General features: G+C 57.7%; 11 protein-coding genes. 6 read left to right on the top strand and 5 right to left on the bottom strand.

The window, feature by feature from the left end; genetic code table 11:
- Positions 1-17: 17 nt before the first annotated feature.
- Positions 18-707, bottom strand: coding sequence for a VIT family protein (locus tag FHJ80_RS09065; protein WP_139526701.1), 690 nt, complete (start codon positions 705-707; stop codon positions 18-20).
- Positions 708-760: 53 nt separating this feature from the next.
- Positions 761-2338 carry a PQQ-dependent sugar dehydrogenase gene (locus tag FHJ80_RS09060; RefSeq protein WP_139526699.1) on the bottom strand — a complete coding sequence of 526 codons (1578 nt, stop codon included), beginning with the start codon at positions 2336-2338 and terminating at the stop codon, positions 761-763.
- Positions 2339-2537: 199 nt separating this feature from the next.
- Between FHJ80_RS09060 and FHJ80_RS09055 the strand changes: the two genes are divergently transcribed.
- The 5 genes from FHJ80_RS09055 to FHJ80_RS09035 all read left to right on the top strand — a co-directional run bounded on the left by FHJ80_RS09055 (position 2538) and on the right by FHJ80_RS09035 (position 9119).
- Positions 2538-3482 carry a glycerophosphodiester phosphodiesterase gene (locus FHJ80_RS09055; RefSeq protein WP_139526697.1) on the top strand — a complete coding sequence of 315 codons (945 nt, stop codon included), beginning with the start codon at positions 2538-2540 and terminating at the stop codon, positions 3480-3482.
- A gap of 265 nt (positions 3483-3747) precedes the next feature.
- Positions 3748-4215, top strand: a complete 468-nt coding sequence (locus FHJ80_RS09050; protein ID WP_218013974.1) for a hypothetical protein — start codon at positions 3748-3750, stop codon at positions 4213-4215.
- Complete coding sequence (locus tag FHJ80_RS09045) at positions 4196-5395, top strand: porin (RefSeq protein WP_255303907.1); 1200 nt, start codon at positions 4196-4198, stop codon at positions 5393-5395. The genes FHJ80_RS09050 and FHJ80_RS09045 overlap by 20 nt, the downstream gene beginning before the upstream one ends.
- 28 nt (positions 5396-5423) lie before the next feature.
- On the top strand, positions 5424-8282 hold the full coding sequence (locus tag FHJ80_RS09040; protein WP_139526693.1) for an EAL domain-containing protein: 2859 nt from the start codon (positions 5424-5426) through the stop codon (positions 8280-8282).
- Positions 8283-8312: 30 nt separating this feature from the next.
- Positions 8313-9119 (top strand): PEP-CTERM/exosortase system-associated acyltransferase, encoded by an 807-nt coding sequence (locus FHJ80_RS09035; protein WP_255303906.1) that lies wholly within the window; start codon positions 8313-8315, stop codon positions 9117-9119.
- Positions 9120-9128: 9 nt separating this feature from the next.
- Here FHJ80_RS09035 and FHJ80_RS09030 read toward each other — a convergent pair whose 3' ends face one another.
- The 3 genes from FHJ80_RS09030 to FHJ80_RS09020 are packed head-to-tail and all read right to left on the bottom strand — an operon-like array spanning position 9129 to position 11490.
- Positions 9129-9782: a hypothetical protein gene (locus FHJ80_RS09030; protein ID WP_139526689.1), complete on the bottom strand. Its 654-nt coding sequence runs from the start codon at positions 9780-9782 to the stop codon at positions 9129-9131.
- 10 nt (positions 9783-9792) lie between these two features.
- Positions 9793-10524: an oxygen-insensitive NADPH nitroreductase gene (gene nfsA, locus FHJ80_RS09025; RefSeq protein ID WP_139526687.1), complete on the bottom strand. Its 732-nt coding sequence runs from the start codon at positions 10522-10524 to the stop codon at positions 9793-9795.
- Between the two features lie 36 nt (positions 10525-10560).
- The gene (locus FHJ80_RS09020) at positions 10561-11490 is read right to left on the bottom strand and encodes a formate/nitrite transporter family protein (protein WP_044628422.1); all 930 of its coding nucleotides are present in this window, start codon (positions 11488-11490) and stop codon (positions 10561-10563) included.
- Between the two features lie 179 nt (positions 11491-11669).
- Between FHJ80_RS09020 and FHJ80_RS09015 the strand changes: the two genes are divergently transcribed.
- The gene (locus FHJ80_RS09015; protein WP_139526684.1) at positions 11670-12437 is read left to right on the top strand and encodes a class I SAM-dependent methyltransferase; all 768 of its coding nucleotides are present in this window, start codon (positions 11670-11672) and stop codon (positions 12435-12437) included.
- Positions 12438-12494 lie beyond the last annotated feature (57 nt).

Raw genomic sequence — 12494 nt, 5'->3', positions numbered from 1 at the left:
CGATGGACATATACAGGTTATGCCATAACGCCAAACAATCGGCCAATCAGCGATGTCAACGCCATGGCCAGCGCGCCCCAAAACAGCACGCGTAAGGCGGCGGTACGCACTGGCGCACCGCCCACTTTGGCGGCCAGTGCACCCAACAGCGCCAGCGACGCCAATGACGCAATGGCGACGAGAGGTATCAACAGCACTAAGGGTGCCCACCAAGCGACGAGTAGCGGTAGCAGCGCACCGAGGGTAAACATCACCGCCGATGAGAACGCTGCCTGCAATGGCCGCGCTTGGCTCACATCGGTAATGCCGATTTCATCCCGCGCATGTGCCCCCAAGGCATCTTTTTGCATCAGCTGCTCCGCGACTTGGTGGGCCAGCTCAGGCGTCAGGCCACGCTCGACATAGATGGCGGCCAGCTCCTCTTTTTCGTCATCGAAATGGTGCGCTAACGCCTTCCGCTCCATGGCCAAATCGGCCCGCTCAGTGTCCGATTGCGAACTGACTGAGACGTACTCCCCCGCCGCCATCGACATCGCCCCGGCGACTAACCCCGCCACCCCCGCCAGCAAAATATCGCTTTGTGCGGTAGACGCTGCGGCTACCCCTAAAATCAAGCTGCTAGTCGACACAATGCCATCGTTGGCGCCTAGTACAGCGGCTCTTAACCAGCCCGACCGATGAGAGCGGTGATGTTCCTTATGAATCATGACATCTCCTGAGCAACCTACCTGTTAGCGCTTTCTTTATTCAGTTTAGTTGATTAACGGGGCATCACCCGCAGCAGTTGCCCATCTGGGCTGTCGGTGAGCAGATACACCGCCCCTTCGGGGCCGACCCGCACATCGCGAATTCGGGCATCGAGTTCACCGAACAGCCTCTCTACCTCTTCTGCGCCGCCGTCTTCACGCAGCCGCACCCTGCGGACCTCACGATTGACCAACGAACCGACGAGTAGATCGCCCTGCCATTCGGGAAACAGTTCACCTTGGTATAGCGCTAGACCGGAAGGCGCGATGGAGGGCGTCCATTCAAGCGCAGGTGGCAGCATGCCGGGGTACGCTTCAAACGGGGATACCCGAGCGCCGGTGTAATCTAGCCCACCAGTGGCAATAGGCCAGCCGTAGTTGCCTCCTGGGGTGATCACGTTTAACTCATCGCCGCCTCGTGGGCCGTGCTCGTGGGCGATGAGCCGTTGATTGGCGTCATCGAAGACCAGCCCCTGCACGTTGCGGTGGCCAATGCTGTAAAGCGCTGGCAGTGCGTTGGCATCTGCGATGAAGGGGTTATCGCTTGGGGCGCTGCCATCAGGATTCATGCGCACAATCCCGCCAATATGGCTGGTCGTTCGCTGCGCTTCTTCTCGGTTATCAAACCCATCGCCTAGGGTCATGACCAGGGTATTATCCGCAAGCCACGCGAGGCGGCCGCCAAAGTGGGCATCGCCGCTTTTTGCTGGGTGTACGCGAAATATCTCTTCCACTTGCTCCAAGCGATTCTCCCCGAGCGTCGCCTTCGCCAAGCACGTGTGGTTAGCGCTAGCGGTGCCACAGGCATAGCTAAGATAGAGCTGCTGGTCTTGCTCGAATTGGGGTGATAACAGCACATCAAAAAGGCCCGATTGCCCAGAGGCATAAACGTCGGGAATGCCCCCCAGCGACTCCACCAATGTCTCGCCCTGCGCGCTTAACAGCCGAAGACGCCCAGGGCGCTCGGTGACCAGCATGCGCCCATCGGGTAACCATGCCAGCGACCACGGATGCGCCAAGCCCTCCGTTAAGATGTCTATTTGGTAGGTGCTTTGAGCAGGCTGAGCGTCTACCGAAGGTGCCACGGTCATTAGTAACGCCCCTGCCATCACGGCTATGTTGGCCGCCCCTCGAGCGTTACTCCTGTCACGTGTGAGCACTGCCAACAGCCACCCCGCAAGCCCTGCCGTAGCCAGCATGGCTGCCAACCCTAACGGCCCGCGAGTCGCCGCAATCAACGTGGGCATGGGTGCAAGGGCATTCGCCAGCCAAAAAGTGACCCACAGCCCGACCACGGCCGCTAAGGCGTGAATCAGCGCGCGACACTTCCTCACCTTTCGGCGAACTATTAGCGCAGCAGCAACTTGTGACATGGCAAACCCAGGCAGCAGTAAGGTTGCATAGAGGGGGGCAAAGTGGATGAGATCTTTCCCGGTAGTCGATGCTCTTACGCTAAACGGGATAGCCACGCCTAACGCTTGTAGTGCTGCCAGATTGATCTGAGTCTGCACCACGCTCCCCAGGATAACGCCTGCTAACAAAGCGATGACAAAACGCAGAACTCGCGCTCCGACGCTGAGCGGTTGGGTCATAACGCACCTCTGTAGTGGTTCTTTTTGATAACGCTATCCAGCAGACTAAAACATTCGGCGATGCTTGGTCGCTTTTACGTTTCCCGTTACTGATTCAACGGTCAGTGCACTATTCCCAAAGACGCTGCGTGCGTTTGTCATGTGGCGAGGTTAAGGTCGTTACATGACCTTCGTTATGACTCGTTTTCAAGGAGTGTTTATGTCGCGCTATTCCCTGATGACTGCTCTGTTGATGACGCCGATGGTGATCACGGGCATTGCTACCGCTGCTACGGCGGCAAACGATACGCCGTTGTTACAGCAGCGTGAGGATTTAACTAGTTTCCAGGTGATTGCCCACCGCGGCGCAAGCGGCCACGCACCGGAAAGTACGTTAGCGGCCTACGAACTCGCCCACCGTTGGGGCGTAGACTATTTAGAGTTGGACGCGCAGCTCAGCGCCGATGGCGAGGTGGTGCTGTTTCACGATGACACCCTCGAGCGTACCAGCGACGGCGAAGGCCATATTCACGATTACACCTTGGCCGAGTTAAAAACGCTGGATACGGGGACATGGTTCCACGAGGCCCACCCCGAGCGTACGGAAGAGGAGTATCGCGGCGCGCAAATCCTGACGCTGGACGAGCTGTTCGATCATTTCGGTCATACGACCCGCTATTACATAGAAACCAAATCCCCCGACCTCAACCCTGGCTTGGAAGAAGCCTTGGTCGAACGCCTGGAAGCCCACGACATGATCGAGCAAGGCCGTGTGCTGGTGCAGTCGTTCGACCAAGAGAGCCTGCTCAAAGTACGTACGGCGAACCCCCATGTGCCGCTCATTCAACTGCTCTGGTACTCCCCAAGCGAGCAGAATAGCGCCACGTTGACCGAGTGGAACGACACCACGCCGGGGGCCGACAGCATCCGAGATGAGGATTTCGAGCGCATTGCCGAATACGCCGTAGGGATTGGCACCAATGCCGCCTACCGGGGCCAAGAGGTCATCGATGCTGATTTTGTTCGTCAGGCGCAGGCACATGGCCTGTCGGTTCACGTGTATACCATCAATGAGCAGGACGAGATGAAGCGGTTGATGGCGCTAGGCGTCGATGGCCTGTTTACCGATTATCCTGATCGCCTGTTGGAGCTCGTCAGCGAGTAAGCCAGGCTACCTACACCACCGTTGATACAGGCCAACGCACGCACGCGAAAGGTGATGTAAATTACCATGACACCCTGGTCAGTTTTTGCCATTGCGTGTCGCTTGCGTCGTTGAATACAGTCGATAAGCGTTTGGCTCTGGCTGCTCTTTTTTGGTCGTACGTCGCAAGGGAGACGCGTCATTTATTCATTCACAGCTAATGTGTGGGCACTCCCCACAGGAGGCATCACGCTGACGTTTGGCCAGCACGGACACCTCTTAGGTCATGCCGTCTAAGAGGCCGCGACGTACGCTGCTGAGCGCTTCACTGACAGCGCTCATAGCCATTGGCCTGCTTTTTACCCCCGCGTCAGCACAGCCCAACGAATTACCGAACACGATCGTTTTGATTGCCCACCCGTCGGTGGGCACTGCCAACGTTAGCCGGGATACCGCGCGCGCCATGTTCGCCATGCGCCAGCGCACTTGGCCCAACGGACAGGCTGCGCAAGTGTACGTGCTACCCAATCGGGACCCGGTTCACGGCCGATTTAGCAAAGAGCAGCTGGGGGTCTACCCCCATCAACTACAGTTAGCATGGGACAGAATGGTATTTTCCGGCATGGGGCAAGCCCCTAACCGAGCACGCGACCAAGCCGATATGCGTCAGCAAGTCGCTAGCACACCCGGCGCGCTGGGTTACCTTGAAAGGGAGTACCTGGATGAGAGCGTCCGTGTCATTTCAATGGAGTGAACGTCCCCCACTCACGTCATGGCTGGCTGCGGGGCTGCTGACGCTGCTGCCCTTGGGCGCCCATGGTGACGACCACCCAAGCAATACGCTGCAGGTACATGGCTTTCTTAGCCAGGCGCTGGTGGTCACCGATGATAACGATTTTTTTGGTGCCAGTAGCGATCACGCAGGCAGCCTGGAGTTCACCGAGCTTGGGTTGAACGCGTCGTTTCGTCCTCACCGTAAGGTGCTGGTGGCCGCCCAACTGTTGAGCCGCCGCGCTGGCGGCGACACCGAGGATGCCGAGCCCACGCTGGATTACGGCGTCATCGACTATCAAATGAGCTCCAATACCTCACGCACGGTGGGCATTCAGCTAGGACGTTTCAAGAACCCTTTCGGACTCTACAACCAAACCCGCGACGTGGCGTTCACACGGCCCAGTATCTTACTGCCGCAATCTATCTATTTCGATCGCACCCGCGCCCTGGGCCTGGCCGCCGATGGCGTGAGCGTCTATTGGGAAGCCTACACTGACGCAGGCACGCTGCGTTTTCGCAGTGGGCTTGGCCGCCCGCAAACCGGCTCGACGCTCACGCGCCAGCTCTTCAATGGTGCGGCGCAGGATGTCTCGGCGGCAGAGCCTTCCGCGATTGCCCAACTGCTTTTCGAAGACCCTACCGGCCAGTGGGTCGCGGCGCTAAGTACTGCCACGGTGAACCTCGATACATCGTTTGGCGGCCAGGCTGCCGATTTCGAGTTCCAGCCCTGGATCGCTTCGCTTCAGTACAACGATGAGTACTGGAGCCTAACCGCCGAGTACGCGCGTCGCCAACAGTCCCTCGACGGCGACTCCTTGCCGCGCACCTTCGATATCACCGGCGAGAGCTGGTACGTGCAATATCAGTACCGCTTTACGCCTACCTGGAGCGGGCTGGTCCGTTTCGATCGCTTGATCAACGACACTGACGACCGCTCGGGCCAGCGCTATCAGCAGGCAGGCCTTGGCCCGGCCCATTCACAGTTTGCCGACGACCTGACACTGGGCGTGCAGTGGACGCCCACGCCCAGGCTGATGTTGGCAGGCGAGTACCACGCGGTGGATGGCACTGGCTGGCTACCCAATCAAGACAATCCAGACGCCAACGCCACACGCCAACGCTGGAATATGCTGCTTTTTCAACTATCGCTGCGCTTCTAACCCATGGACCTGATCGGGAACTGCTGTGATGAGTCGGTTTTCTTCTTTACCAGCACGTCATCGGTTTAGCCTCGCTTGGCGGGTCACCGCGCTTAGCAGCCTTCTGTTGCTGACGTTGGTGGCACTGCTCATTTGGCTTGGGCATCACCACCTGACCCAACAGTTTGCCAATAGCCGCGTGGCCCATCACGAGCGCCAGCAGCGCGAGATACGCCTTGCCCTTCAACGCTCTGCCGATAACTTACGCCAGTTGGCGGGGCTCACTGCTTCAGCAGCCCCCCTCGGCGAGGCACTGTCCATCGGCGATGTTACCGCCATCGATGACGCGCTACGCGATCAGTGGCCACCGCTGCAATTGGAGGCGGGTGTGGACGAGGTCTTTGTGTTCGACCCATTGGGACGGTTGCTCGGCCACTCCGGTGGCAACCACCCCCCGTTAGATATACCCGTCGAGGGCTGGGTCGACGAGGTGCTGTCAAGCGAGGCCCCGATGACCACACTGCGCTGCGGGCTGACCTGTCAGCAGTTCGCCGCCGTGCCTATTTTATTGGCAGGCAGCAGCATTGGCATGGTGGTGCTGTCTCGTTCGCTGGCTGACGTGACCCGGGAAGCCAGAGAAGTTTCTGGTAGTGAGGTTGCCCTATTAGTGGCGGGCTACACCGGCACGAACCGCTTAGAGGCGAGCCGCCAGCTGTCGGAGTGGAATGGCCACTTGGTTGCCCTTACCAGCCGCGAGACGACGCTGCCTCTGCTGGAACGCGCGGCGCGCTCGGCGCCCATTGCGGAACTGGCCAAACGGCCGCTCAACCTGTCTTACGCGCAGCGCGACTTAGAACTCAGCGCCGTTTACATGGAGAACGATGCCGACTGGCGCAGCACCGGCTATTTTCTGCTGATTTCCGATGTGACGGCGCAGGTCGTCGCGATTCAGAAAGCCACCAATACGCTGCTGCTGCTCGGCGTGGCTGGCTGGCTGGCTGCTCAACTGTTACTCCTCGCCATTCTACTGGGTCCCATGGCACGCCTACGTCGAGTGGCCGCGCTGTTACCGGCGCTGGCCAGAAGGGAGTTTACGGAGGTACGCGGCAAACTGCCTGAGCGCACGCCACGGTTCTCCAACGAAATCGATGTGGTAGAGCGCGCGACTCGCACGCTGGCGAACCAGTTAGCGAACTTGGAAGCCAGCGTGACCGAAAACAGCCGCCAGTTGGCCGAGCGTATCGACGAGCTGGCTCATGAGAGAGATTTCGTCAACAGTCTGCTAGATACCGCTCAGGTATTTATCGTGGTACACAGCCAGGAAGGGCGTATTCGGCGGGTCAACGACTACACCCGCGCCCGCTTGTCGCTGAAAGATAGCGAACTCATTGGCCGCTACTTTAGCGATATTTTCGATCAAGCCCGCCACACGGCGCTGCCGGGACGCGTCATGACAAAAGATGCGTCGTTCGATTCCGCATCGTCCGCGCCACGCCAGGAAGAGAAAACCCTACAAACCGCCGATAAACGCTGCTGCATCGTTGCGTGGTACCACTCCGTCCTGCCCGCTAGCCCTCGGGAAGAGGCGCTGTGCATTTCGGTAGGTTTGGACATTACCGAACGCAAAGCAGCCGAAGAGCGGCTGATTTGGTTAGCAGAACGCGACCCGCTCACGGAGCTGTTCAATCGCCGCTATTTTCAGGATGCCCTGCAAAATGCGCTGTTGCACAACGGCGAAGGCGCCATCTTGCTGCTGGATTTGGATCAGTTCAAAGAGATCAACGAGCTCAGCGGTCACCACGTTGGCGATCATCTGCTGCGCGAGGTCGCCGAGACGCTGTTCTTGAACCTTGGCCAGCGCAGCATCATTGCACGCCTGGGTGGGGATGAGTTCGCGCTGCTGCTGGAAGGGGTCAGCAGCGAGCAGGCCATTAGCATGGCGGGGTATATTCATCAGCTGCTAAGCGGGATCGGTTTCCAATCGGCGGGTAGAAAGCACCATATCTCCGCCAGCATGGGCATTGCGCTCTTCCCACTTCACGGGCGCAACCCCGCCGATCTGCTGGCGAGCGCCGACATGGCGATGTACAAAGCCAAAGAGAGCACTCACCAGCGTTGGTATCTCCTATCCCAGGCCGAAAACGCAAAAGACGAGTTACAGGATCGCGTGTATTGGGTAGAGCAGTTGCATCACGCGCTGGAAAACGACAGCTTCGAACTGATGGTGCAACCCATCGTGCGTTTGGCCGATCAAGATATCAAACATTATGAAGTACTGCTGCGTCTTCGCCATCCCGACGGCAACCTGATCGCTCCACAGCACTTCATTGCCATTGCCGAACAGAGTGGCTTGGTGGTGCCGCTGGACCGATGGGTCATCCAGCATAGCGTGCAAGCGCTTGGTACGCTGCAAGATCGCGGTATTTCCTTGGCGGTGAATCTGTCAGGGCAGTCGCTGCATGACCTGGAGCTAAAGCAGTATCTAACCGACGAACTGCAGCGTAGTGGCGCTGATCCTCATCATTTGATTCTCGAAGTCACCGAAACCGCTGCAATCACCGATTTTTCGACCGCACGCAACGTGTTACAAACGGTGCGCGATTTAGGCTGCCGCACGGCATTGGACGATTTCGGTATTGGCTTTAGCAGCTTTCACTATTTGGGCCAGCTACCGGTGGATTACATCAAAATAGACGGCTCGTTCATTCGTAGCTTATTGATCAATCCCGATAGCCATACCATCGTGAAAGCCATAGCCGACATCGCCAAAGGGTTTGGCAAGCAAACCATTGCAGAGTTCGTCGACCAAGCGCCGCTACTGCCTATCCTACAAGGGTACGGTATTACATACGGGCAAGGCTTTCATGTAGGCAAGCCACTGCCCCTAGCGCAGCTACTGAGAGGATGAACGATGGGGATAACGACAATAAAACCCACCATGACGTCACCTGATACGCTTCAAGAGAGCACGTTTAGCCCAACGTTTTTCAATGACCACTTTACGTTGATCATTGCCCAGACCCCAGACGAACAATATCGAGCGTTTGCGCTGCGCCACGCGGTCTTCATCGAAGAACTCAACTATGCCATTGGTAATGAAAACACGCTGAACATCGAGTGCGACGCACACGATCAACACTCGCTGCTCTGCTTGCTTCACCATAACGCGACGGGTATCGACGTGGGCTGCGTCAGGGTCGTGTTGATCGAACCCGTCCGTGGTCGACCTTTATGTTCCCTGCCGTTGGAAGCGTACTATCCTGCTCCTCTCTTCATGCCTGATACCCATCCACATGTCTTTTCTTCTGACAAAACGTGCGAAGTGTCGCGATTGGCCGTCCACCCCACCGTGCGGAAAAAACCGCTCTCGCGTCCTGAGCTTGCCTCACAGGCCTTCCCTTCGACTTCATCAACGGCTCAAACGCCTTACGAAAGCATCAAAGAGAGCCCGGCCTTGTTGAGTCTTAGCCTCTTTCTTGCTGCCACGGCCATGGTGGGATTGAGCGGGCGCCACCATGTCTTTGCCATGTTGGAGCCTCGCTTTAGCCGTTTATTGAAAGCGTCCGGACTGCATTTTCAACAAGTAGGTGGGGTGATCAATTATTGCGGCAGCCGAGCGCCCTACTACATCGACCAGCGGGTAGCGGAGGCGCATCTGCCCAAGCGCATCGTCCCGCTGTACCACACCATCAAAACGCAGCTGGCTGTGCAGCTTTTGGCATCGTTCTGCCCCGCTTGCCGATAGACGTTTCCCTTAAACGGCAGGCGCCATGGAGGACGACGTCGAAACGCTAGTGGGCGAGATGCTGGCAAACTTATCGACAAAATACACGAGCGTTTCAGGATGCCGAAAACGGCGCTCGAAGGTTTCCTGCCGATGCTCATCGTCCGTTTGGTAGCGACGCGTCACGTTGGCTAGGTAGTCGTTGCCAGCTTTGACGACGTTGACGCTATTTTCATGCCCCGGCTCCCGGTACACCAGCGTGACTTTCGACTGCTGCTCTAACAGCGTCGCCAGCCGCTTGGCCGCATCACGCTCTTCGTCGGTGGCCCATAACGGCTGGTCTCGGTTACCGTAGTGGTAGAGGAGGACCGCCAGCAGAACAGCGAAAATGCTGCTGGTCAGCATCCAAGTCAACAGTACGCCCGATACCGGCATGGTCAGCATGATGACGAGCTGAATCACGCTACCGACCAACAAGACCGCTGCCAGCGGCCGCCACATGCGTTGGCTCATCATGGCGCGATTCAAGATGTATCCCCACAGCCCCACCACGCCTAGTGCTCCGAAGAACAAGTGCGCCATGGCCAGCGGCGTCCCCCCGCCGGCAAAGATCGCCACGACGCCCATGACGGGTAACAGGCTATAAAGCCCGGCCAGTAGCACATAGGCACGCTGTAGAGACATAGAGGACTCCTTATTTCATGGTAAAGCCGCGTTTCACCAAGAAGTCACGCATATGGGGGCGCAGCTTGCTATCGAATAGAGGGGTTAGGTTGTGCGACCAATCACTGTTTTTATTACCGCTACTACGCGATTGATAGTACGCCTGCATGGTGTCGTCAAAGGCGGCTACATGATCGCTATCCTCAGTGTAGTAGTCCTCTTTCAGAATCGCTTCAACGGGCAGACGCGGCTTCACTTCCGGCTGATGCGCTGGGTAGCCCAGGCACATGCCGAACACGGGATACACATGGGCTGGCAGGCGCAATAGTTCACTAACGGCTTCCGGGTTATTGCGAATGCCACCGATATAGCAAATGCCCAAGCCCTCGGATTCCGCTGCCACGGCCACGTTCTGCGCCATCAGCGCCGTATCCACGGTGGCCACTAAGAGCTGTTCGGTCATACCGCGTTCGACGTTGGCACCGGTGCGCGCAGACGCTTCCGTAGGTCGCTTCATATCGGCACAGAAAACCAAAAACGCCGCGCTGCTGGCTACGTAGCCTTGGCCTCCGGCCAGCTCCGCGATGGCTTCTCGATTGGCGGCATCTTTCACATGGATCACCGTATAGGCCTGTACATGGCTCGACGTTGCCGCCGCTTGGCCCGCTTGAATCAGTTCACGCAGCAGGCCTTGGGGGATCGCTTGATCGGTGAATTTACGAATCGAACGGTGGGCGTTCAGTAGCTTGATGACATCATTCATACCAGTTGCCTCCTGAGTAATCGTCTATTGAGAAAGTTAGCGCTGGCGACGGTTGAACAGGCCCTGCTTACACTCTCGCTGCGCCTCGACGTCGCCGCGAATCTGCGCATGGCTGATCAGCGCAAAAATGAAGGTACCGCCAATGACGTTACCAGCCAGCGTCGGTAGCGCGAACCCGACGACCGCGTCGGACCATGTAATATGGCCATCGAACACCAAATACAGCGCTTCGCTGGTGCCGACGATGATGTGGGTGAATTCACCAATCGCCATGACATAGGTCACGATGATGATCATCCACACTTTGGCTTGATCGGCAGCGGGAATCAGCCATACCAGGGTCGCAATCATCCAACCAGCGAGAATCCCTTTAGAGAACATTTCCATGGGCGTGTTGGCCATCATGTGCTCTCCTAGCGCGATGAACGCCTGGTGCGTCGCTTCGTCGAACATCGGCATGTGCAAAAAAGTAAACGAGGAGAGCGCCGCCCCCATCAGGTTGCCTACCAATACCACGCCCCATAGCCTGCCCAATGCTCCCAGATTGGGTAACGTGGGTCGGCTCATCACAGGCAGAACGGCGGTGACCGTGTTTTCGGTAAATAACTGTTGGCGGGCCAAAATGACGACGATGAAGCCCACGGTATAGCCTAAACACTCGACTAAGAAGCCAATATCGGTTTGCGGCAGATGGGCATGCAGTACGCCACGTGCCACCATGGAGAAACTCATCGAAATCCCCGCCGCAATGGCTGACCATAGCAACGCCATGGAGTCTCTCGAGAGCTCTTTTTGCCCTTCTAAGCGTAAATGCTGATGCACCACGGCCGCTCTTGAAGGCAAATTCGCTTCTCGTGTTTCCTGCTGAGTACCGGACGCCTGGGAGGTGGGTTCGCGCTGGCCGGTCGCCTCACGACCCTGATCCCCCCCTTCAAAATTATCATCCGCTTGATGTTGTTGGTTCATACCGGCTCTCTCCCTGGTGAGGTTTCAGCGTAACGCTATTGTCTAAGATTGGGTAGCTACTCGAGCGGGTTAACGTACGGTGGATAAAAGAATTTTTACGCACTGTTGCACGCGGGATAGCCAAGGCTCGCTATACTATTTGTAATACTCAGGTCTATTAACGTTGCTAGGAAGCCGATATGTCACACGCCTCTCACACACCGCCCGGTCAGGCATGGAACGCCGGTCGGTATGCGGAACACGCCAGCTTTGTTCCTGACCTAGGTATGGAGGTCGTGCGCCTGCTATCGCCGCAGCCTGGACAGCGTATTTTGGACTTGGGCTGTGGTGACGGTGCGCTTACCGAGCGCATCATGCAACTTGGCGCCGACGTGCTGGGTATCGATGCGTCAGAAGAGATGGTCGCCGCCGCCCAACAGCGAGGGGTGACGGCGCGTGTGATCGACGGCCATCAATTGCCCTTCGACCACGAGTTCGATGCGGTCTTCAGCAATGCGGCGCTGCACTGGATGCTCGACCCTCAAGCCGTGCTGGCGGGAATAAAGCGTGCTTTGAAACCCGGCGGACGATTCGTGGCGGAGTTTGGTGGCCATGGCAATGTGGCAGCGATCTGCACCGCACTGATTGCCTCGCTACAGTTTCGCGGCATTAGCTCGAAGGGACGCCACCCCTGGTATTTTCCGACCACACAGGAGTACACCAACCTTCTGCAAACGGTCGGTTTTCGTGTGGAAAGCGTCGAACTCATTCCGCGCCCTACGCCGCTACCCAAAGGCATGGCAAGCTGGCTAGACACCTTTGCGAGTCCCTTCTTTCACGGGTTAGACCCGGACCTGAAAGACGCTATCTTCGACAACACCCTCAACCTGCTGGCCCATAGCCTAAGCGACGGCCAAGGTAACTGGACGGCGGACTACGTACGTATTCGCGTTGTCGCCCACACCTAAAACGCGCTCCTTCCTATCGATGTCGGCATCCATCATCAGGGCGGCCCTCTAGCCGCC

Source organism: Halomonas sp. BL6 (assembly GCF_006228115.1).
GTDB lineage: Bacteria > Pseudomonadota > Gammaproteobacteria > Pseudomonadales > Halomonadaceae > Vreelandella > Vreelandella piezotolerans.
The sequence above is the reverse complement of the archived record's forward strand: the minus strand, read 5'-3'. Positions and strand labels throughout refer to the sequence as shown.